This window comes from Pseudomonas pergaminensis, assembly GCF_024112395.2.
Classification (GTDB): Bacteria; Pseudomonadota; Gammaproteobacteria; order Pseudomonadales; family Pseudomonadaceae; genus Aquipseudomonas; species Aquipseudomonas pergaminensis.
In genome coordinates, this window is record NZ_CP078013.2 from 573,777 (window position 1) to 595,036 (window position 21,260).

19 protein-coding genes are annotated in these 21,260 nt (G+C 61.9%); 13 read left to right on the forward strand and 6 right to left on the reverse strand.

Going from position 1 to position 21,260, the window contains the following annotated elements:
- The first annotated feature begins 80 nt into the window (after nucleotides 1-80).
- The 6 genes from cpdA to KUA23_RS02575 all read left to right on the forward strand — a co-directional run bounded on the left by cpdA (nucleotide 81) and on the right by KUA23_RS02575 (nucleotide 7,883).
- Entirely contained in the window at nucleotides 81-896 is an 816-nt protein-coding gene (gene cpdA / locus KUA23_RS02550) for a 3',5'-cyclic-AMP phosphodiesterase (RefSeq protein WP_099493516.1), read from the forward strand.
- A 205-nt stretch (nucleotides 897-1,101) separates the two neighbouring features.
- Nucleotides 1,102-1,710, forward strand: coding sequence for a YqiA/YcfP family alpha/beta fold hydrolase (locus tag KUA23_RS02555; protein ID WP_078046585.1), 609 nt, complete (start codon nucleotides 1,102-1,104; stop codon nucleotides 1,708-1,710).
- A 45-nt stretch (nucleotides 1,711-1,755) separates the two neighbouring features.
- Complete coding sequence (gene parE / locus KUA23_RS02560) at nucleotides 1,756-3,663, forward strand: DNA topoisomerase IV subunit B (protein WP_078046586.1); 1,908 nt, start codon at nucleotides 1,756-1,758, stop codon at nucleotides 3,661-3,663.
- Nucleotides 3,663-4,658, forward strand: coding sequence for an esterase-like activity of phytase family protein (locus tag KUA23_RS02565; protein WP_078046587.1), 996 nt, complete (start codon nucleotides 3,663-3,665; stop codon nucleotides 4,656-4,658). The genes parE and KUA23_RS02565 overlap by 1 nt, the downstream gene beginning before the upstream one ends.
- A 73-nt stretch (nucleotides 4,659-4,731) precedes the next feature.
- Nucleotides 4,732-6,996 carry a DNA topoisomerase IV subunit A gene (gene parC, locus KUA23_RS02570; protein WP_078046588.1) on the forward strand — a complete coding sequence of 755 codons (2,265 nt, stop codon included), beginning with the start codon at nucleotides 4,732-4,734 and terminating at the stop codon, nucleotides 6,994-6,996.
- Nucleotides 6,997-7,172: 176 nt separating this feature from the next.
- Entirely contained in the window at nucleotides 7,173-7,883 is a 711-nt protein-coding gene (locus KUA23_RS02575; RefSeq protein ID WP_252993404.1) for a PqiC family protein, read from the forward strand.
- A 113-nt stretch (nucleotides 7,884-7,996) separates the two neighbouring features.
- Here the strand turns inward: KUA23_RS02575 and KUA23_RS02580 are convergent, their stop codons facing one another.
- Nucleotides 7,997-9,499: an AhpA/YtjB family protein gene (locus tag KUA23_RS02580; protein WP_078046590.1), complete on the reverse strand. Its 1,503-nt coding sequence runs from the start codon at nucleotides 9,497-9,499 to the stop codon at nucleotides 7,997-7,999.
- A gap of 133 nt (nucleotides 9,500-9,632) precedes the next feature.
- Here KUA23_RS02580 and serB point away from each other — a divergent pair, with 133 nt between their 5' ends.
- Nucleotides 9,633-10,847, forward strand: coding sequence for a phosphoserine phosphatase SerB (serB, locus tag KUA23_RS02585; RefSeq protein ID WP_252993405.1), 1,215 nt, complete (start codon nucleotides 9,633-9,635; stop codon nucleotides 10,845-10,847).
- Between the two features lie 121 nt (nucleotides 10,848-10,968).
- Here serB and asd read toward each other — a convergent pair whose 3' ends face one another.
- Genes asd through KUA23_RS02600 form a run of 3 tightly spaced genes read right to left on the reverse strand, consistent with a single transcriptional unit; the run spans nucleotide 10,969 to nucleotide 14,253 of the window.
- Nucleotides 10,969-11,829: an archaetidylserine decarboxylase gene (asd, locus tag KUA23_RS02590; protein ID WP_078046591.1), complete on the reverse strand. Its 861-nt coding sequence runs from the start codon at nucleotides 11,827-11,829 to the stop codon at nucleotides 10,969-10,971.
- Nucleotides 11,830-11,844: 15 nt separating this feature from the next.
- Nucleotides 11,845-12,660 (reverse strand): thiosulfate sulfurtransferase, encoded by an 816-nt coding sequence (gene rhdA, locus KUA23_RS02595; RefSeq protein ID WP_252993406.1) that lies wholly within the window; start codon nucleotides 12,658-12,660, stop codon nucleotides 11,845-11,847.
- A gap of 57 nt (nucleotides 12,661-12,717) precedes the next feature.
- On the reverse strand, nucleotides 12,718-14,253 hold the full coding sequence (locus tag KUA23_RS02600; RefSeq protein ID WP_252993407.1) for an HDOD domain-containing protein: 1,536 nt from the start codon (nucleotides 14,251-14,253) through the stop codon (nucleotides 12,718-12,720).
- 166 nt (nucleotides 14,254-14,419) lie between these two features.
- On the opposite strand from KUA23_RS02600, the gene motA reads away from it, so the two are divergent.
- The gene (gene motA, locus KUA23_RS02605; protein WP_016976894.1) at nucleotides 14,420-15,271 is read left to right on the forward strand and encodes a flagellar motor stator protein MotA; all 852 of its coding nucleotides are present in this window, start codon (nucleotides 14,420-14,422) and stop codon (nucleotides 15,269-15,271) included.
- A gap of 3 nt (nucleotides 15,272-15,274) precedes the next feature.
- Nucleotides 15,275-16,294: a flagellar motor protein MotB gene (gene motB, locus KUA23_RS02610; RefSeq protein WP_078046594.1), complete on the forward strand. Its 1,020-nt coding sequence runs from the start codon at nucleotides 15,275-15,277 to the stop codon at nucleotides 16,292-16,294.
- A gap of 51 nt (nucleotides 16,295-16,345) precedes the next feature.
- On the opposite strand, the gene rsgA is transcribed toward motB, so the two are convergent.
- A complete protein-coding gene (gene rsgA / locus KUA23_RS02615) occupies nucleotides 16,346-17,377 on the reverse strand; it encodes a small ribosomal subunit biogenesis GTPase RsgA (protein WP_078046595.1) in 1,032 nt (343 codons plus the stop codon).
- A gap of 108 nt (nucleotides 17,378-17,485) precedes the next feature.
- Here rsgA and orn point away from each other — a divergent pair, with 108 nt between their 5' ends.
- Entirely contained in the window at nucleotides 17,486-18,028 is a 543-nt protein-coding gene (gene orn / locus KUA23_RS02620; RefSeq protein ID WP_024073074.1) for an oligoribonuclease, read from the forward strand.
- Nucleotides 18,029-18,197: 169 nt separating this feature from the next.
- Nucleotides 18,198-18,812, forward strand: coding sequence for a trimeric intracellular cation channel family protein (locus tag KUA23_RS02625; RefSeq protein WP_078046596.1), 615 nt, complete (start codon nucleotides 18,198-18,200; stop codon nucleotides 18,810-18,812).
- Here the strand turns inward: KUA23_RS02625 and queG are convergent.
- Complete coding sequence (gene queG, locus KUA23_RS02630) at nucleotides 18,809-19,873, reverse strand: tRNA epoxyqueuosine(34) reductase QueG (protein WP_252993408.1); 1,065 nt, start codon at nucleotides 19,871-19,873, stop codon at nucleotides 18,809-18,811. The two genes, KUA23_RS02625 and queG, sit on opposite strands and share 4 nt — an antisense overlap.
- A gap of 63 nt (nucleotides 19,874-19,936) precedes the next feature.
- On the opposite strand from queG, the gene KUA23_RS02635 reads away from it, so the two are divergent.
- Both KUA23_RS02635 and tsaE read left to right on the forward strand, forming a co-directional pair.
- A complete protein-coding gene (locus KUA23_RS02635; RefSeq protein ID WP_078046598.1) occupies nucleotides 19,937-20,797 on the forward strand; it encodes an NAD(P)H-hydrate dehydratase in 861 nt (286 codons plus the stop codon).
- Nucleotides 20,785-21,255, forward strand: coding sequence for a tRNA (adenosine(37)-N6)-threonylcarbamoyltransferase complex ATPase subunit type 1 TsaE (gene tsaE / locus KUA23_RS02640; RefSeq protein WP_078046599.1), 471 nt, complete (start codon nucleotides 20,785-20,787; stop codon nucleotides 21,253-21,255). Before KUA23_RS02635 ends, tsaE begins: the two co-directional genes overlap by 13 nt.
- The last annotated feature ends 5 nt before the right edge of the window (nucleotides 21,256-21,260 follow it).

Below are 21,260 nucleotides of genomic sequence, written 5' to 3' on the forward strand. Positions count from 1 at the left end.
TTCCTGGGTTTCCTCTTTGCGTCCTGCCCCAGCATAATCACGCCAAACGTCCATTCCTGTGATTGCCTTGGGAGAGCGCCTTGCCGAGCGTATCCACCGTGAGCCCCGATGCGCCGGCATTGCTGGTGCAACTGTCCGACAGCCATTTGTTCGCCGAGGCCGACGGCACGCTGCTGGGCATGAACACCCGTGAAAGCCTGCAGCGCGTGATCGAGTTGGTGAGCGCGCAACAGCCGCGCATTGATCTGGTACTGGCCACGGGGGACCTGTCCCAGGACGGCACGCTTGAGTCGTACCAGCAATTTCGCGACATGACCGCGCCCATGGGTGCACCGACGCGCTGGATCCCCGGTAATCACGACGAACCGCAGATCATGGCCCGCGCCGCCGTGCACAGTGACCTGCTGGAACCGGTGGTCGATATCGGCAACTGGCGCGTGACCCTGCTGGACTCCGCTGTACCAGGCTCCGTGCCGGGCTACCTGCAGGATCAACAACTGCAACTGCTCGCCCAGGCCCTGAGCGAAGCACCGAACCGGCATCATCTGGTGTGCTTCCATCATCATCCCGTGCCTATCGGGTGCGCCTGGATGGAGCCTATTGGCCTGCGCAATCCTGATGCTTTGTTTGCTGTGCTCGACCGGTTCCCACAGGTGCGGGCGGTACTCTGGGGCCACGTGCACCAGGAAATCGACCGCGAGCGCAACGGCGTGCGCTTGCTGGCGTCGCCGTCCACCTGCATCCAGTTCGCGCCGGGCAGCGAAGATTTCAAGGTCAGTGAGCAAGCGCCGGGTTATCGCTGGCTGCGCCTGCATGCCGACGGACGGTTGGAGACTGGGGTGGAGCGGGTCCAAGGCTTCAACTTTACCGTCGATTACGGCAGTAACGGCTATTAAAACCTGTAAACGCTGATCAACCTGTGGGAGCTGGCTTGCCGGCGATGGCAGTGTGCCAGTCTATAAATGTGTGATGGGTACACCGCCATCGCCGGTAAGCCAGCGCCCACAGTGGGTCTTCTGTGTCCTTTGGATTGAGTGCATCACACACGGCTTCGATCCCTGTAAACTGCGCCTTTTTTGGCGCAAGCATGGAGAGCCCGGCATGTCCGCTTCGATCCTGTATATCCACGGTTTCAACAGTGCGCCGGCGTCCAATAAGGCCAGCCAACTGATCACCGTGATGGACGCTCTCGGCATGGCCGACCAATTGCGCGTTCCGGCCCTGCATCACCATCCCCGTCAGGCGATTCCTCAGTTGGAAGCGGCTATCGCTGAACTGGGGCGGCCACTGCTGGTCGGCAGCTCACTCGGCGGCTACTATGCAACCCATCTTGCCGAACGCCATGGCCTCAAGGCGTTGCTGGTGAACCCGGCGGTCAGCCCTCATCGGATGTTCGACGGTTACCTGGGCACCCAGAAGAACCTCTACACCGATGAAACCTGGGAACTGACCCACGACCACGTCGCGGCGCTGGCCGAGCTGGAAGTGCCGGCGCCCCAGGATGCCGCGCGGTATCAGGTGTGGTTGCAGACCGGGGATGAAACCCTGGACTATCGCCTCGCCCAGCAGTACTACCGGGCCTGTGCCTTGCGCATCCAGGCCGGGGGCGACCATGGTTACCAGGGGTTCGCCCAGCAATTGCCGGCCATGTTGAGCTTTGCCGGCATTGGCGCAGATCAGTATCAATCCTTCGATTTTTCTTCATTGTAAGAATCGCAGGTCACTTTTTAATCGAACGACTCACGACGAGACCCCATGGCCACTCCCAGCGCTAGCTCTTATAACGCCGACGCCATCGAAGTCCTCTCGGGCCTCGACCCGGTGCGCAAACGCCCCGGCATGTACACCGACACCAGTCGGCCGAACCACCTTGCCCAGGAAGTCATCGACAACAGCGTCGACGAAGCCTTGGCTGGGCACGCCAAGTCGGTGCATGTCATTCTCCACGCAGACCATTCCCTGGAAGTGTCCGACGATGGTCGTGGCATGCCAGTGGACATCCACCCCGAAGAGGGCGTGCCGGGCGTCGAGCTGATCCTCACCAAGCTGCACGCCGGTGGCAAGTTCTCCAACAAGAACTACCAATTCTCCGGTGGCCTGCACGGTGTGGGTATTTCCGTGGTCAACGCCCTGTCCACGCTGGTACGGGTGAAGGTCAAGCGCGACGGCAACGAGTACCAGATGACCTTCGCCGATGGCTACAAAGCCACCGACCTGGAAGTGATCGGCACCGTTGGCAAGCGCAACACCGGCACCAGCGTGTACTTCGCCCCGGACCCGAAATACTTCGATTCGCCAAAATTCTCCATCAGCCGCCTCAAGCACGTGCTCAAGGCCAAGGCCGTGCTGTGCCCAGGCCTGCTGGTGACTTTTGAAGACAAAGGCACCGGTGAGAAGGTCGAATGGCACTACGAAGATGGCCTGCGCTCGTACCTGGAAGATTCCGTCAGCGAGTTCGAACGCCTGCCCAACGAGCCGTTCTGCGGCAGCCTGGCCGGTAATAAAGAAGCCGTGGACTGGGCGCTGCTGTGGTTGCCCGAAGGCGGCGACAGCGTGCAGGAAAGCTACGTCAACCTGATCCCCACGGCCCAGGGCGGCACGCACGTCAACGGTTTGCGCCAGGGCTTGCTGGATGCCATGCGCGAATTCTGCGAATACCGCAGCCTGCTGCCGCGCGGCGTGAAGCTTGCGCCGGAAGACGTGTGGGAGCGCATCGCGTTCGTGCTGTCGATGAAGATGCAGGAGCCGCAGTTCTCCGGCCAGACCAAGGAACGCCTGTCGTCCCGTGAAGCGGCGGCGTTTGTCTCCGGCGTGGTCAAGGACGCGTTCAGCCTGTGGCTCAACGAACACCCAGAATTAGGCCTGGCCCTGGCTGAACTGGCGATCAACAACGCTGGTCGTCGCCTGAAGGCCAGCAAGAAAGTCGAGCGCAAGCGCATCACCCAGGGCCCGGCATTGCCCGGCAAGCTAGCCGATTGCGCCGGGCAGGACCCGATGCGCTCCGAGCTGTTCCTGGTGGAAGGTGACTCCGCCGGCGGTTCCGCCAAGCAAGCGCGGGACAAGGAATTCCAGGCGATCCTGCCGTTGCGGGGCAAGATCCTCAACACTTGGGAAGTCGATGGCAGCGAAGTCCTGGCCAGCCAGGAGGTGCACAACATCGCCGTGGCCATTGGCGTTGACCCAGGTGCGGCGGACATGAGCCAGCTGCGCTACGGCAAGATCTGCATCCTCGCCGACGCCGACTCCGACGGCTTGCACATCGCGACGCTGCTGTGTGCGCTGTTCGTCCAGCACTTCCGCCCATTGGTGGATGCCGGTCACGTCTACGTCGCCATGCCACCGCTGTACCGTATCGACATGGGCAAAGAGATTTACTACGCCCTGGACGACGCCGAGCGTGATGGCATCCTCGACCGCCTGGTGGCCGAGAAGAAACGCGGCAAGCCACAGGTCACGCGATTCAAAGGCCTGGGTGAAATGAACCCGCCACAACTGCGCGAAACCACCATGGACCCGAACACGCGGCGCCTGGTGCAGTTGACGCTGGGCGAAGACTTCGCCGAAACCTCGGAAATGATGGACATGCTGTTGGCGAAGAAACGCGCGCCGGACCGCAAGTCTTGGCTGGAATCCAAAGGCAACCTGGCCGAGGTCCTGGGCTGATGCGCACAGGTTTCGCCCTGGCGATCCTGATGTTGAGCGGGTGGGTGGCCACCGAGGTGGTTGCCGCACCCGTGGCTGAGCTAAAGCGGGTGTCCGAGCACCCGGTGGACGGCATGCGCGGCGGTAATCTGTCGGGGCTGGCACTGTGTGGCAACGACTTGTGGACGGTCTCCGACCGCGATGACGACCAGATCTACCGCCTGGATATCAGCGCGCCGACCTGGCAGGCCGAAGCCGTGAAGATCGACGTGCCGCCGGTGCCTGAATCCGGGCTGCCGTGGGGGTTGCGTTCGCGCACCAAGGCCGCTTCGTTCATTCGCGGTGGCGACCTGGACTTTGAAGGCATCACCTGCGACGCCGCCGGTAACCGCTATATTGTCAGCGAAGCCCATGCGGCGGTGCTGCAAGTGCCGGTCACGGGCGCGCCTGAGTGGTTGAAAATCGACCCAGGCATGGTGCGTGAAGCGCGGGCCAGCGGCATGTTGCTGCACTTCAATGCGTTGTTTGAAGGCCTGGCGATCAACCCGCAAGGCAATCAGATTTGGTTGGCGGCCGAGCGTGAGCGGCGCGGGCTGATTTCGATCAAGCGTCCGCAAAGCCTGTGGGGCTGTGACGGTCCCTGCGTATTGCTGAGTGAGGCCGGCCAGGAAATGCAGCCGGCCAAGTTCACCGATGCCAAGGCCGTGTCCAAGGACTTCGCCGACCTGGCGCTGTTCAACGGCAAACTGTTTACCCTGGAGCGCAATGCGTTCCAGATTTGCCGGCGTGATGCGGTCACCGCCAAGGTCGAGCTGTGCTGGTCGTTTGCCGACGAGACGCTGACACCCGAGCGGCGTTATCCCCAGCCCTATGGCCTGGCAGAAGCCCTGGTGGTCGATGCCGAGGGTGCCTGGCTGGGCATCGACAATAATTTCGGCCCGCGTGCCGATGGTGAAAAACGCCCCGTGGTCTATCGTTTCGCCGCCCCTGCCGGTGGCTGGAGCGCCCAGCCATGAGCCCCTGTTTTTTTGAATTGACCCGGTGCAACGGCAGTTCCGTTGCGCCATACCAGACCATGATGAGGCCCGCATGAGTGACATCCTCGCAGACAGCTTAGATGGCGTAGAACGCCGGTCGCTGGCTGACTTCACCGAAAATGCCTACCTCAACTACTCCATGTACGTGATCATGGACCGTGCCTTGCCGCATATCGGCGACGGCCTGAAGCCCGTACAACGGCGCATCATCTACGCCATGAGTGAGTTGGGCCTGGACGCTGATTCCAAGCACAAGAAGTCGGCGCGAACCGTCGGTGACGTGCTCGGTAAGTTCCACCCCCACGGCGATTCGGCGTGCTACGAAGCCATGGTGCTGATGGCCCAGCCGTTCAGCTATCGCTACACGTTGGTGGACGGCCAGGGTAACTGGGGTGCGCCGGATGATCCCAAGTCGTTCGCCGCCATGCGTTATACCGAAGCCCGCCTGTCGCGTTATTCGGAAGTGCTGCTCAGCGAATTGGGCCAGGGCACCGCGAACTGGGGCCCGAACTTTGACGGCACCCTCGAAGAACCCCTGGTGTTGCCGGCACGTTTGCCGAACATCCTGCTCAATGGCACCACCGGTATTGCCGTGGGCATGGCCACCGACGTACCGCCGCACAACCTGCGCGAAGTCGCCAGCGCTTGCGTACGCCTGCTGGATGAGCCGAAAGCCACGGTCGAACAGCTCTGCGAGCATATCCAGGGCCCGGACTACCCGACCGAAGCGGAAATCATCACGCCGCGTGCCGACCTGCTGAAAATGTACGAAACCGGCAAGGGCTCGGTGCGCATGCGTGCCGTGTACCACGTCGAAGATGGCGACATTATTGTCACCGCGCTGCCGCACCAGGTATCGGGCGCCAAAGTGCTGGAGCAAATCGCCGCGCTGATGCAGGCCAAACCGTCGAAACTGCCGCAAGTTGCCGACCTGCGTGACGAGTCCGACCACGAAAACCCGTGCCGCATCGTGATCATCCCGACCAACAGCCGGGTCGATCACGAAGTGCTGATGCAGCACCTCTTTGCCAGCACGGACCTGGAGTCCAGCTACCGGGTCAACGTCAATATCATTGGCCTGGATGGCAAACCGCAGCTGAAAAACCTGCGCAACCTGCTGGTGGAGTGGCTGGAGTTCCGCGTGCAGACCGTGCGTCGCCGCCTGCAATTCCGCCTCGACAAGGTCGAGCGCCGCTTGCACCTGTTGGACGGCTTGTTGATCGCCTACCTCAACCTGGATGAAGTGATCCACATCATTCGTACCGCCGAGCACCCGAAAGCCGAGCTGATCGCGCGTTTCGAGCTCAGCGAGATCCAGGCGGACTACATCCTCGACACCCGCTTGCGTCAGTTGGCACGACTGGAAGAAATGAAGCTGCGCGACGAACAGGACGCGTTGCTCAAGGAACAAGCCAAGCTGCAAGCGTTGCTGGGCAGCGAGGCCAAGCTCAAGAAGCTGGTGCGCAGCGAGCTGATCAAAGACGCCGAAACCTATGGCGACGACCGTCGCTCGCCGATCGTCGAGCGCGCTGAGGCGAAAGCGCTGACCGAGACCGAACTGCTGCCGAACGAGAAAATTACCGTCGTTCTGTCGGAAAAGGGTTGGGTTCGTTCCGCCAAGGGGCATGATATTGACGCCACTGGTTTGTCGTATAAGGCGGGTGACGGGTTCAAGACCGCCGCCGCCGGGCGTTCCAACCAGTTTGCGGTGTTTATTGACTCCACTGGGCGCAGTTATTCGGTGCCGGCGCACACCTTGCCGTCTGCACGAGGGCAGGGCGAGCCATTGACCGGGCGCCTGACGCCGCCGCCAGGGGCGAATTTCGAGTGCGTGCTGCTGCCGGACGATGATGCGCTGTACGTGATCGCCTCCGACGCGGGCTACGGGTTTGTGGTGAAAGGTGAAGACCTGCAGGCCAAGAACAAGGCCGGCAAGGCCTTGCTGAGCTTGCCGAACAACGCCAAGGTGATCCTGCCGCGGCCGGTGGACGACCGTGAGAGCAACTGGCTGGCGTCGGTCACCACCGAAGGTCGCTTGCTGGTGTTCAAAATCAGCGACCTGCCGCAGTTGGGTAAAGGCAAAGGCAACAAGATCATTGGTATTCCCGGCGAGCGCGTGGCCAGTCGCGAAGAGTACGTGACCGATATCGCGGTAATCCCGGAAGGCGCGACGTTGGTGCTTCAGGCCGGTAAACGTACCCTGTCGTTGCGTCCTGACGACCTTGAGCATTACAAGGGTGAGCGCGGTCGGCGTGGTAACAAATTGCCTCGTGGCTTCCAGCGCGTGGATGCTTTGTTGGTGGAAACGCCGGTTTAACGCGTATTAGAGCCCTCGATCTACGATTTAACCCGTAGATCGACGCTTTGGCGCTGGAGTCATGGCGCATATTCACGGATGATATGGCCTTTCCAGCGCCGGCGTGGCCGAGCGTGTTTAGGTTATTTTTAGTATTACATTGTGGTTCGCCTTGTGGCAGCCACCTGGATGGGATGATGACTGCTCCACGCCTTCCTTTTATTTTCATGCTCGCTGGCCTTTTGGGGCTGGCGGGTTGCAGCACACACCAGCCGGTGTCGCTGTACCAGCTGGACAGCGGAAGTCCGGCTCAGCCAGCACAAACCGCTGGCATGGCGGTTTTGCTGGGTCCGGTAGTCGTGGCTGACTACCTGCAACGTGAAACCCTCCTGCAACGTCAGAATGACGGCAGCCTGCAAGGTTCCACCGATGGTCGTTGGGCGGGCAGCTTGTCCTCCGACATCAACCAGTTGATGTTGCGCCAGGTGGCAGGCCAGTTGGACAGCCAGCGCGTAGTGCTGGCGCCCGCACCCCCCGGCTTCACCCCGGATGTGCAGGTGCTGCTGACCATCACCCGGCTTGATTCAGGTACGTCGCAACCGGCGATCCTCGATGCACAATGGCGTTTGATCGACCGTCGCGGCCAGGTGCGTGATAACCGTATCGTGCACTTGCAGGAACAACACACCGGCACCACCGCGTCCCAGGTCCAGGCTCAGGGCGTATTGTTGCAGCATCTGGCTCGGCAGTTGTCGGTGGCGCTCAAGCCTTTGGCCAACCAGCCGCCGATTGCCGAGGCACCCCGCAAGCAGAGCGCCCCGGCGCAGGCCAAGCCGGCAGAGCCGCGGAAGCCGAAAATGCCGATGGCCACGCCGATCCGTACGGATATGGAAGTGTTCAGGTTCTGATCTGAATGGCAGACAAACAAAAGGCCCGCTGAATCAGCGGGCCTTTTTCGTTGGCTTGAAACCTACCCCCTGTAGGAGCCGGGTTGCCGGCGATCCCTACAGAGGGGCGGTGATCAGCCCTTGGTGCGGGTCTCATGCATCCGCGCCAACTGACGCTCCAGCATCGAGGGGTACGGCTCCATCAAACGCTCCACACAACTGGCACCCTCGGGGCTGGCAATCGGGCGGATACGCGCGCGCTGGCGGATCAGCGTGTCTTCACTGATCTTGCGCTCCACCAGCAGCAGGTTGCGGCTGTGTTGCGACAGGGCCAGGGCATCCTGGGCAATCTCGGTGAGCAACAGGTCGATCTGGCTCATGCCGAACAAATCGTCGCCGACCGTCAGGCCCAGCTGCAATTGCAGGGTGATGCCGCTGTCCGCCACTTCGATCTGCAATTCATGGCCCAGGGCGCGCAGCAGCTCGCCGCAGCAAATGGCGTTGGTCAGGTAGTCTTCGCCGCTGTCTTCGCTGTGGAACAGCATCAGCGTGCTGCCATCGTTCAGAGTATGCAGCTCGCCCTGGTACAGCGATGCGGCCTGGTCGAGGCAGTCACGATAGCGTTCCAGTAGCTCGGTCAGGCGTGCGCGTGGCAGGCGGCGCAGTTGGTCCTGGGCACCCATTTGCACGGCCAGTACGGCGCTGAACTGGGGCTCGGTGCTCTTCACCGGCGCCGGTTTGGCGGCAACGGCCGGCGCGCCGGCCGAGGTGTCGCGCAGGTCGGCGAAGGGGTCTTCGTCGTCCAGCTCGTCCTCTTCGGCCTTGAACGCCTGGCGGGTGGCAGGCTTCAGGCCCGCCACCGGAGCGTCTCGCACTTCAAACTCGGGCTCGTCGTCGTAGTCGGCGTCGAACTCAGGCTCGGGCTCCACTTCGCGCACAACCGGTTCCGGGGCGAAACTGGCGTGAAGCTGGCGCGCCAGGTCGCCGATCTCATCCTGGCGGTCGGTGGCCGGGGTGTGTTCGTCAATGTCCCGCAGCCAGATGCGCAGTTGCATCAAGGGCGTAGAGATATGCCGACCCAGGCGCAAACTCAGGGCCAAGGCCAATGCCAGCAGGATCGCGCTGAGGATGCCCATGCTTTGCAGGCTGATGGTCATCGGCTGCTGGAATTGCTGCATATCCAGGCTGATGCGCAGTTGGCCGGCCTTCACATCCTGAAACGTAATGTTGCTCTGGTAGAGGCCTTCGGCTTCACCCAGCAGGCCGTTTTTCGGGCGTTGCCCGGCTTCGGCCATGATCCGGTTGTCCACGCTGTAGATGGCGGCGTGGGCCACCAGCGGGTTCTTGGTCAGGTTGTTGAGCAGCACGTTGAGGCTGAGGATGTCATTGGACACCAACAACTCAGTCGCCGAGGTGGCGGTCTGGGTGGTCAAGCTCTCGCCCAGGGCGTCGGCCTGCTCGTGCATGGCCTGCTTGAACTGCAAACCCATCACGCAGGCGTAGATCACCAGGGCCAGGGCGACCAGGATCACGTTATGGCTGGCGATGCGTAATGCGATCGGTACACGGCGGTGGCGCAGTGCCCGGAAGATCAGCAGGAAGAAATTATCGGTTTTTACTGGCGTGGGCCGGTTCACTTGCGCTCGGCTCTTGGTCCGTGAAGTTGACGCGCAGTATAGCGACAGCCCTAGGGCCGGCAAAGCGCTGGCTGTGCCCGATGGTCACTGAAAGTGGGTAGAATGCGGTTTTTTTCCAGCCTGGGGGTGCGCCTTGCGCGAAATTGTCCTGATTAACATCACTGGTGAAGACCGCCCGGGTCTTACTGCGGCTATTACGGGAGTGCTGGCCCAGGGTGGTGTGAACATTCTCGACATCGGCCAGGCGGTGATCCACGACACCCTGTCGTTCGGCATCCTGGTCGAGATCCCGAGCACGGAACAGGCGTCTTCGGTACTCAAGGACATCCTGTTTACGGCGTACAAGCTGGACCAGCAAGTGCGTTTTACCCCAGTGTCCGAAGAGGATTACCAGCAATGGGTCGCGGGCCAGGGCAAAAAACGCCACATCGTGACGCTGCTGACCCGCAAGGTCACTGCTGAGCAACTGCAGCGCGTCAGCTCCATCACCGCGCAATATGGCCTGAACATCGACCACATCGACCGTCTGTCGGGTCGCATGCCGCTGGATACGCCGGCCGACCAGGGCAAGGGCTGCATCGAGTTCTCCGTGCGCGGTGAGCCGGCCGACCCACAAGCCTTGCGTGCCGAGTTCCTCAGCGTGGCCCAGGAGCTGAACGTCGATATCGCCTTCCAGGAAGATTCGCTATTCCGTCGCAACCGTCGCCTGGCGGTGTTCGACATGGACTCCACGCTGATCGAAGCCGAAGTCATCGACGAGCTGGCCAAGGCTGCCGGCGTAGGCGAGCAGGTTTCCGAGATTACCGAGCGCGCCATGGCCGGTGAACTCGACTTCCGCGCCAGCTTCAAAGAGCGCCTTGCGCTGCTCAAGGGCCTGGACGTGAGCGTGCTGGATTCCATCGGCGCCTCCCTGCGCCTCACCGAAGGTGCCGAAACCCTGTTCGCCGAACTCAAGCGCCTGGGCTACAAGACTGCCATCCTGTCTGGCGGCTTCACCTACTTCGCCAAGCAATTGCAGGCCAAGCTGGGTATCGACTATGTGTTCGCCAATGAGCTGGAAGTGGTGGATGGCAAGGTGACCGGCGTGGCCGTGGAGCCGATTGTCGACGCGCAGCGCAAGGCGGACCTGTTGAAGGAGTTGGCCCACAAGGAGGGGTTGCGCCTGGAGCAGACCATTGCGGTCGGCGACGGTGCGAATGACTTGCCGATGCTGGCAATTGCCGGGTTGGGTGTTGCGTTCCGTGCCAAGCCGTTGGTGAAGCAGTCGGCCAAGCAGGCGATTTCGACGCTGGGGCTCGATGGCGTGCTGTATCTGCTGGGCTTCCGCGACCGCGACGGCCAGCTCTAGGTAGAAACGCGGTAAATAAAGGTGGGAGCGGGCTTGCTCGCGAATGCGGTGGTTCAGTCACTGATCTGTCGACTGATGCTCCGTATTCGCGAGCAAGCCCGCTCCTACATTGGGTTTTGGGTCAGGCTTTCGGCAGTGCAATACCCTGGCCCATCTGCACCGGCGAACCGGCTACCAGTGCTTCTGCCCATTTCACCTGATCCGGCCCGAACAACACAATCGCGGTCGAACCCAGCTTGAAGCGACCCAGCTCCGCACCTTTCTCCAGGTGGATCGGCGCACGTGCGGCCTCGTCGTAGCGGAAGGTTTTCAGCTCGCGCTTCGGCGGTGTCACCAGGCCGGCCCATACGGTTTCAATCGACGCGACGATCATCGCGCCCACCAACACGACAGCCATCGGGCCGCGCTCGGTGTCGAAAATGCAGGCAACACGCTCATTGCGCGCGAACAGCTCTGGAACGTTTTCGGCAGTGGTCTGGTTTACCGAAAAGATACGGCCCGGGATGTAGACCATTTCCCGCAGAGTGCCGGCCAGTGGCATGTGCACACGGTGGTAGTCCTTCGGCGACAGATAGACCGTCGCGAAGTCACCGCCCATGAACGGCGCCGACAAGGCCGCGTCCCCACCCAGCAGTTCCAGCACGCTGAAGCTGTGACCCTTGGCCTGGAACACACGGCCATGTTCGATCGGGCCAAGCTGGCTGACCGCGCCGTCGGCAGGGCTCAACACCGCTCCAGGGGTCTGATCCAATGGGCGGGCGCCGTCTTTCAATGCACGGGTGAAGAAGGCATTGAAGTGCTCGTAAGCGGTCAGGTCCTCAACCAGGGCTTGGGACATGTCCACTTGATAGCGCTTGGCGAACCAGCTGGTGAAGGCGTTCTTGAACCAGCGCACACGGCACTCGGCAACGCAGCCGGCCAGGCGCGACAGCAAGTGGTGCGGTAGCAAGTATTGGCTGAGGATAAACAACTGCTTTTTCATAACTGTCCTTAAACCTTAAATCTCGACGGGGGTGTCGGGGTGATTGCCCCATTCGCCCCAGGAACCGGCATAACCTTTGACCCGCGGATAACCGAGCGCCTTGGCCACAAGGTAGGTGAAGCCAGAGCGGTGGTGAGTCTGGCAGTGGGTGATGATTTCTTTGTCTTTGGTCAGCCCGAGGTCTTCGAGGATCTGCGGCATGTCGCGACGGATGCGCAGGTTGCGCGCCTTGTCCATGCCGGCCGTCCATTCGAAGTTCACTGCGCCGGGGATGTGCCCGCCTTTGGCTGCGAGCACTTTTTCGCCGGAGTACTCCAGCGGGCCGCGCGCGTCCCAGATGCCCAGGTCGGCGGCGCCCAGGCGGCTTTGCAGGTATTCGCGGGTGGCGGTAGGGCCGTCGTGCAGCGTGAGGCTGACCGGGCCGCCGACAGGGACGGGCACCTCGGTGGAGACCGGGTGTTGGTCCGCCAGCCACGCAAGCAAGCCGCCGTCGAGGTAGTGGTATTTCGGGTGGCCGATCACGTCGAGCATCCAGATGAACCGCCCGGCCCAGCCGCCGCCTTCGTCGTCGTAGACCACGTAGGTGGCGTCAGGGGTGTGGCCCAATTCGCCGAACAGTTTTTCCAGCTCGGCCTTGCTGGGCAGCAAGCCGGGAGCCGGTGGCTGGCCCAGTTGGGTGCGCTTGGGGTCAACGAAATGCGCGCCGGGGATATGCCCTTCGGCGTAGCGGGCGGCACTGGTGAGGTCCACCAGAATCAGGTGTTCGGCATCGAGGCGACCAAGCAGGTCGCTGGGTTCGATCACCAGCGGCAAGCCAGAGAAGTCAGGCATGTGAGGTCTCCTGGGCACAAATGTTGGCGATAAAGGAGGGCGATTGTAGCGCAAGCATCAAGCGCTGCGGTTGGTAAAGCTGTGCAGGGCTTTCTCGATGCATTGGGCGGTTTTGCCGAAAGCCTGCACGGTGGTTTCCGAGAATGGCCCGCCGCCTTGGTCGGCCACCATCAGCATGACCACCTTGCCGTTGCAACTCAGGGAGCGAAGCAGCAGGTGCTCGCCGGTGAACAGGCGGCGCAGGATCGGCGGCAGCAACGCCGCGAACTGGGCGTGGTTTTCAGGATTGAGGCGCACCTGGGCCGACTTCTCCAGCAAGCGTTGCAGCAAGGTGCTGTTGACCACGTCCAGGCTCAGGTTCGCGGCGTCCTTCGGCAGGCCGTCGGCCTGGTGAACACGCAAGGTGCTCAGGGCGCGATCAGCCATCAACAGCATGACCCGCTGCATGCCACTGGCGACCAAGGCTTCCTTGGCGCAGGTGGTCAAGTGCATGGCGTTGGCAAAGCGGCTCGGCTCCACCAGCAACTCGGTGCAACGCTTGCGCCACACGGCCAGGGCCTCGGCGGTGGGTGGCGGCGCTGGCAACAGGCCGCGGTGAATCTTCTGTACATGCCACGGCCAGATCAGCGACAGCGCCGGGTGCCAGAGGTCAGTCATCAAGGCGGTGCGGGCGCTGGTGACAGCCTGTTGGTGGACCAGTTGCTGTACCTCGCCCAAAGGCTGTTGCAGGTACAGCGCCGTGAGCAATTGCCAGCGTTCGGTGTGCGGGCAGGTCCATGACTCCTGGGCCGACATCGCCAGGCCGTTGGCCAGCAGCACGGTGTTGGCGGGCTGGTTCAACCAGCGGCGCAGATTGGGTTCGGCATCGAGCAATTGCTGATGGCGCAGCGGGTCGTCTTCACGGGCGATGTGCAGGGCCTTGACCAGCAGGCGCTGTTCGCTCATCAGCAGCTTGTAGCCCTGGGAGACCCAGATCGGCAGGTGCCAGGCTTCGGTCAGGCCGACACACAGGTCCAGCAGGCGCACGCCGAACAGTTCCTGTTCGACCTGGCGGGCTGACTGGCCTTTGTGGATAACCCGCAGCTCCCATTCTTCCAGGAGCTTGGGGTAGGCGACTGCCATCGGCCACAGCGGCGACAGGAACAGCAGGCTGCCCCAGTGGATGTCCTGCCACAGCCGCGCCAGGCGGCTGCCGAACAAGCCGTTGGCTTGCTGCGAAGCGTGCTGGCTCACCAGCAACAATTGGCGCAGCGCCACAGGAATCTCGTGGGCCGGCACCGAGGGCAGGCGCGCCAGCAGTTCTTCGGCGCGCTTGAGGCCCAGGCGGTTGAGCGCCACTTCGAGGTTTTCCGCCGGTTCCGCCAGGCTGCCATGGGTGTGGCTGTTGGCCTCGCGCATCACGCTGAGCACCAGGGCCGGGCTGTTTTGCATCAGCTCGGCAATATCTCGCAACGAACTGCGGCTGTCGCGGATGCCTTTGCACACACGGTCGTGGCTGGCCTGGGGCACAGGCAGCAGCACATCGTCCAGGCGCTTGATCCAAGCGGCGAGAGAGTTGGGTTTTGCAGTTGGGACTGTCGTTTCATTAGCCATGATTGGGGCGCGATCATCACTTGCGGTCTACACGCCCGGAGCGGGCCGAACTGGCTTTTCGCCTTAACGGCCTATAGTCTGGCGCAGTTTTGCCGATAAGTAGAACAAGAGTTTTCTGCTACACCCAATATGTCCATGAACCCGACGGCGCAAGTACTCATCCCCTATGGCTAAAATTATCGGCATCATCGTCGTCATCGCAAGCGTGCTCGGTGGCTACGTCCTGTCCCACGGTAAAATTGCTGCGTTGATCCAGCCCTTCGAAGTGCTGATCATCGGTGGTGCGGCGTTCGGCGCATTCTTGCAGGCCAACCCCGGCTACATGACCATGCACGTGGTCAAGAAGTCCCTGGGCATGTTCGGTTCGCGCTTCACCCACACCTTCTATCTGGAGGTTCTGGGCCTGGTCTACGAGATCCTCAACAAAAGCCGCCGCGAAGGCATGATGGCCATCGAGGCTGACATCGAAGATGCCGCCGCCAGCCCGATTTTCGCCAAGTACCCGGCCGTGCTCAAAGATGAGCGCATGACCGCCTATATCTGCGACTACCTGCGCATCATGTCCTCCGGCAACATGGCCCCCCATGAGCTGGAAGGTCTGTTCGACATGGAGTTGTTCAGCCTTAAAGAAGAGCTGGAGCATCCGTCCCACGCCGTGACCGGTATCGCTGACGGTATGCCGGGTTTCGGTATCGTCGCGGCGGTACTGGGTATCGTGGTGACCATGGCTTCCCTGGGCGAGGGCGACCAAGCGGCCATCGGCATGCACGTGGGTGCGGCACTGGTCGGTACCTTCTTCGGTATTCTCGCGGCCTACGGTTTCTTCGGCCCGCTGGCCACCTCCCTGGCCCATGACGCCAAGGAAGAAATCAACCTGTACGAGTCGATCAAGGCCAGCCTGGTAGCCTCGGCTTCCGGCATGCCGCCGTCGCTGGCGGTGGAGTTCGGTCGCAAGGTGCTGTACCCGAAACATCGCCCAAGCTTCGCCGAGCTGGAACAAGCGGTTCGTGGTCGCTAAGCCATGGAAAACAACCAGCCGATAATCATCAAGCGCGTCAAGCGCTTCGCTGCGGGGCACCATGGGGGCGCCTGGAAAATCGCCTTCGCCGACTTTGCGACGGCGATGATGGCGTTCTTTCTGGTGCTGTGGCTGATGTCCACCGCCACGCCTGAACAGAAGATCGCCATTGCCGGCTACTTCAAAGACCCCATTGGTTTCTCGGAAAGTGGTACGCCCTTCGTGATCGACTTGGGCGGCTCGCCGCAACTGGCGCCTGAGCGCACCATCAACCCGGAAATCAAGACCGAATCGCCTCAAGAGAAAATCCCGATCGAGCGCGATACCGTCGAAGCCATGGCCGAACAGGTCGAGCAGGAGCGCCTAGAACTGTTGCTGCAAGAACTGCAGACCAAGGTTGAGGAAAACCCGCAACTGCTGAAGTTCAAGGATCAGATTTCATTCGAGATCACCCCGGACGGCTTGCGCATCCAGATCACCGACGCAGCCAACCGCCCGATGTTCGACTCCGGCAGTGCGCGCTTGAAGCCGTACTTTGAAGACATCTTGCTGGCCATGGCCGACACCATCAAGGCGGTGCCGAACAAGATCAGCATCAGTGGCCACACCGACGCCAAGCCGTATGCAGGGCAGGGCGACTTCGGCAACTGGGAGCTTTCCGCCAACCGCGCCAACGCCGCACGCCGTGCGCTGGTGGCCGGCAGCTACCCGGACCCGCAAGTGGCGCGCGTGGTGGGGTTTGCATCGTCGCAGCTGTTTGACCCCAAGGACCCGTTCAACCCGATCAACCGCCGTATCGATATCGTGGTGCTGACCAAAAAGGCTCAGCGTGCGATCGAAGGTGACCAGCCCCCAGCGCCGCAACCCACTCCGGGCGCCGGCGCACCGGGCGAAGTACCGGCTGATCCGAACGCCATACCGCCAGGTCAGGAACCGTTGCCGGCGCATGAACTGCGCCAGAAGCTGAACCTGTTTGATGAGGGTGGGGTGAAGGATCCTACGGTGCCTGGGACGGGGTCCTAGGCCTCACATACAAAAAGGCCGCGATGATCGCGGCCTTATTTTTTCTGCGGCTTAGTAACTGCTTTCGGGCAAGCTCGCAATGATCGACCGATAGCTGTTCATCCGCTGTTGCTGCACGCGGCCGTCTTCCAGCGCCTTGAGCAATGCACAGCCGGGTTCGCGGTCGTGTTTGCAGTCGCGGAAGCGGCAAGTGCCGATCAGGTCGTTGAATTCGATAAAGCCCGCTTCCACATCGCTGCGGCTGACGTGGCCGAGGCCGAACTCGCGGATGCCTGGGGAGTCGATCAGCTCACCGCCGCCGGGGAAGTGGAACAACCGCGCGGTGGTGGTGGTGTGAGTGCCCTGGCCGGACAGCTCCGACAGTGGCCCTACGCGGGTGTCGACTTCCGGCAGCAGGCTGTTGACCAACGAAGACTTGCCCACGCCAGACTGGCCTACAAACACGCTGATGCGCCCGTCCAACTGCTGTTGCAGCTGTTCCATGCCATTGCCGTGATGCGCCGACACCTCCAGCACCGGGTAACCCAGTGTGCGATACACCGCCAGCAAGGCGTTGAGCGCCGGGGCGTTCTGTGCGTCGATCAGGTCGAATTTGTTCAGCAGCAACAGCGGGCGGATGCCGGCATGCTCGGCGGCTACCAGGTAGCGGTCGATCAGGTTGGCATGGGGCTCGGGCAGCGGTGCGAACACGATCACGATCATGTCGACGTTGGCCGCCACCGGCTTGAGCTGGCCACGGCTGTCGGGGCGGCGCAGTTCGGTGGTGCGCGGCAACTGGGCGACAATCACGCCGATGCCCTGGTTGCCGGCCCTCCAGACTACTTTGTCGCCGGTGACCAGCGCAGGCAGGTTGGCGCGCAAGTGGCAACGGGACACTTGGCCCGCGAGTTCGCCTTCGAGTGCCTCGACTTCGACCTGCACACCAAAGTGCGCGATCACCAGGCCCGTTTGCTCGGGGCCCAGGTCGCCGCCCTCAAGCGCTTCTACGGCGGAGGATTCACGTTTGGCGGCGCGAGCGGCGCGTTCACCCTGAATCTTTTCGATGCGCCAGTTTTGGCGACGGTTGAGCTGGCGTTTGGCCATTGGTGTTCCGTGTCGATAATGCAAAGGTTAGGTAAAACGGTCGCGAGTCTAGCACGCCCCTGCCTGCTAAACTGCGCAGCTAAGCCAAGGTGCCAAGAGAATCAAGCCATGCAAAACCCACAGAACCTGATTTGGATCGATCTGGAAATGACCGGTCTGAACCCCGACACCGACGTCATCATCGAGATGGCGACCATTGTCACCGACAGCAACCTCAACACCTTGGCCGAAGGTCCGGTGATCGCCATCCACCACAGCGACGCCGTGCTCGCCACCATGGACGAGTGGAACACCCGCACCCACGGCAACTCCGGCCTGACCCAGCGCGTACGTGACAGCCGCATCAGCATGGCCGAAGCCGAAGCCGAAACCATCGCCTTCCTGGAACAGTGGGTGCCCAAGGGCAAGTCGCCGATCTGTGGCAACAGCATCTGCCAGGACCGCCGCTTCCTTTATACGCACATGAAGGCGCTGGAAAGCTACTTCCACTACCGCAACCTGGATGTGTCCACCCTTAAAGAGCTGGCCGCGCGCTGGGCGCCGGAAGTCAAAGACAGCTTCCATAAAGGCAGTACCCACCTGGCGCTGGATGATATCCGCGAGTCGATTGCCGAGCTGCAGCATTACCGCAAGCATTTCATCAAGGCTTGATGACCGTCATCCTGTAGGAGCCCGGCTTGCCGGCGATGGCGCCCCAAAGATCGCCATCGCCGGCAAGCCGGACGCCACAGGATCGAGTTTACGGCAGATAATGGCTTGCCCTCTTTTGGTGCCATCAGCAAATGATTAGACTGCCGGCCTCTTTGCAAGGATCGCCCTCATGCTGCTGATGCTCTACCTCATCGCCATCACTGCCGAAGCCATGACCGGCGCGCTGTCGGCCGGACGGCGCGGCATGGACTGGTTTGGTGTAGTGCTGATCGCTTGCGTCACAGCGTTGGGCGGTGGATCGGTGCGCGACGTGCTGCTCGGGCATTACCCGCTGACCTGGGTCAAACACCCGGAATACCTGGTGCTGACCTCGATTGCCGCACTGGTGACGATCTTCATTGCTCCGCTGATGCGCCACTTGCGCTCGCTGTTCCTGGCGCTCGACGCGGTGGGCCTGGTGGCCTTCACCCTGATTGGTTGCATGACTGCCCTGGAAATGGGCCATGGCATGCTGGTGGCGTCGGTCAGCGGCGTGATCACCGGGGTCTTCGGCGGCATCCTCCGGGATATTTTCTGCAACGACATCCCGCTGATTTTCCGCCGTGAGCTGTACGCCAGCGTGTCGTTCCTGGCCGCCTGGTTCTACATGCTGTGCCTGTACCTGCAACTGCCGAGCGAGCAAGCCATCCTGCTGACCCTGTTCAGCGGCTTTCTATTGCGCCTGCTGGCGATCCGTTTTCACTGGGAAATGCCCAAGTTCGTCTACAACGACGACGTGCACTAGCGCGTAGCGTGCTGGTTCAGCGCCCATTCCACATGCTCTCGCACCAATTCCGAGGGGTAATCCCGGCGCGCCTTCAAGGCCTCCAGCACTGGAATGCTCGACGGCGCATTGCCCAGGCCCACCGCAAGATTGCGCAGCCAGCGCTCATAGCCGGCACGGCGCAGGGGTGAGCCTTCGGTGCTGCTGAGGAATTTATCCTCGTCCCACATAAACAACTCGGCCAGTTCCGCGTTATCCAGATTGTGGCGCGGCTTAAAATCGCTTTCGGCGGTGGGGCGGGCGAAACGATTCCACGGGCAAACGATCTGACAGTCATCGCAGCCAAACACACGGTTGCCGATCAGCGGGCGCAGGTCTTCAGGGATCGCGCTCTTGAGCTCGATGGTGAGGTAGGAAATGCAGCGTCGGGCATCCAGCACATAGGGGCCGACAAAGGCATTGGTCGGGCAAATGTCCAGGCACGCCGTGCACCGCCCGCAATGCTCGGTGCTGTGGGGCGCGTCGATGGGCAGCGGCAAGTCGACAAACAACTCGCTCAAGAAGAAATAACTGCCGGCCTTGCGATTGAGGACCAGGGTGTTTTTACCGATCCAGCCCAGGCCGGCTTTTTCGGCGATGGCTTTTTCCAGCACCGGCGCGCTGTCGACGAAGGCGCGGAAACCAAACGGGCCGATCTGCGCTTGAATGCGGTCGGCCAATTGCTGCACGCGCTTGCGGATCAGCTTGTGATAGTCGCGGCCCAGGGCGTAACGCGAGATATAGGCTTTTTCCGGCTTGGCCAGCAGATGCGCCATGTGCGTATCGCCGGGCAGGTAGTCCATGCGCAGCGAGACCACGCGCAACGTGCCGGGCACCAGTTCATCGGGGTGGGAGCGTTTGCTGCCATGGGCGCCCATGTACTCCATTTCGCCGTGGTAGCCCGCGTCGAGCCAGCGTTGCAGGTGTTGTTCATGCTCGGCCAGGTCCAGGCCGCTGATGCCGACTTGTTGAAAGCCCAGCTCGCGGCCCCAGTCTTTGATCGATTGGGCGAGGGCAGGCAGATCGGTGGTGATGGGAGGCATGAGACAAGGGAAACCGCAGGTTAGATAGGTATAATTCTGCCAGACATCGGAGCTTGAAGACGCATGCCGCAGACAAAACACGCAATAACCGACGTACAGCCACTGTTGCACGGCCATTTGCCGCAACTGGCTGCGCGTTCCCCGGACGCCCATAAAGGCCAGTTCGGCCACCTGCTGGTCATTGGCGGTGACCGTGGCTTCGGCGGCGCAGCGCTGCTGAGTGCTGAAAGTGCCTTGCGCAGTGGCGCCGGCATGGTGTCCCTGGCGACGCGCCTGGAGCATGTGCCCGCCGCCCTGGCTCGCCTGCCGGAAGTCATGACTGTAGGCGTCAGCTCGGCCAATCAACTGATGGGTCTGCTGGAAAAGATCTCGGTCATTGTGATCGGGCCTGGGCTCGGTGATGCGTCCTGGGGCAACAGCCTGCTTTCGGTGGCGGCCAACGCCAGCCTGCCGCAGGTGTGGGATGCCGACGCGTTGAATCAGCTCGCCACCGGCAGCGTCAGTTTGCCGGCCGATTGCGTGATTACCCCGCATCCGGGGGAGGCCGCGCGCTTGTTGGGGATCTCGACAGCCGAGGTTCAGGCTGACCGTCTTAAGGTGGCGCGCGCGTTGAGCCAGAAATTCAACGCAGTGGCTATTCTCAAGGGGGCTGGCAGTTTGATTGCCAGCCCGGACGGGCGTATTTCGCGATGCGACCAAGGCCATCCGGCGATGGCAACGGCGGGCTTGGGTGATGTCCTTGCCGGCCTGGTCGGCGCGCTGATGGCCCAGGGCATGCCGGCTTATGAGGCAAGCTGCCTGGCCGTGTGGTTGCACGCCACCGCGGGAGATCGCCAGGGCACCTTTGGTCGCGGCCTGGCGGCAAGCGACCTGATACCCGCCATTCGTCAATTGCTGGAGGAACAGTCGCCGTGTCTGAAGTAATTCTTTTCCTGGCCGATGAAGAGGCCATGGTCAGCTTCGGCCAGCGCATTGCCCAGGTCACGGCCGGGGCGGGGCTGATCTTCCTGGAAGGCGACCTGGGGGCGGGCAAGACCACGCTGTCCCGGGGGATCATTCGCGGGTTGGGCCACACCGGCGCGGTAAAAAGCCCGACGTTCACCCTGGTAGAACCCTATGAGATTGGCGACGTGCGAGCGTTCCATTTCGACCTCTATCGCCTGGTGGACCCCGAAGAGCTGGAATATATGGGGATCCGCGATTACTTCGATGAAGATGCGTTGTGCCTGATCGAGTGGCCAGATAAAGGCACAGGCTTTTTGCCAAAGCCGGACCTGACCATTACCATTACGCCGCATGAGCACGGACGTCAGCTGAAGTTGTTGCCCCAGAGCGCGCGTGGCCAGTCGTGGTGCGCCGCTTTGGCATTGGAATTCAAATAATTGGT